Annotated in this window: 1 rRNA gene and 1 pseudogene; one reads left to right on the top strand and one right to left on the bottom strand. The window is 35.1% G+C overall.

The window, feature by feature from the left end:
- A pseudogene (locus CDG56_RS16820) lies at positions 1-140 on the top strand (IS4 family transposase); the annotation flags it as partial.
- 155 nt (positions 141-295) lie between these two features.
- On the opposite strand, the gene rrf reads toward CDG56_RS16820, so the two are convergent.
- Positions 296-404: ribosomal RNA gene (rrf, locus tag CDG56_RS16815) — 5S ribosomal RNA — on the bottom strand; the annotation flags it as partial.

The raw sequence follows: 404 nt of genomic DNA, 5'->3' as shown, positions 1-404 counted from the left end.
CAGTAAGTTTATTTCGCTACGGTTTGGACTATGTTCAAATGGCTATTCTACGTTTGATTGGTTTTGGAAAAAAAGAAGAATTTAAGAAAGTGCTAGCAATTTTAAGAAAGAAAAAGCCTGATAGGACAAGGGCCCTATGAAATTTGTCGTGTACAGAGATATTTTTTACTTGTTTAAAATTTGATTTAATTTTTTCTAAGGAGATTTCATCTTAATCAATGACAATCATATAATTAAAATAAATGTAACATAAAAAACACCCCTAACCGTTAGGTTAGGGGTGTTTAGATTTAAAAGCTGGCGATGACTTACTCTCACATGGCAAAGGCCACACTACCATCAGCGCTAAGAGGTTTCACTTCTGAGTTCGGGAAGGGATCAGGTGGTTCACTCTTGCTATTGTC

Source organism: Acinetobacter sp. WCHA39, from assembly GCF_002165385.1.
Classification (GTDB): Bacteria; Pseudomonadota; Gammaproteobacteria; order Pseudomonadales; family Moraxellaceae; genus Acinetobacter.
This window is presented reverse-complemented; position numbering and strand designations above follow the sequence as displayed.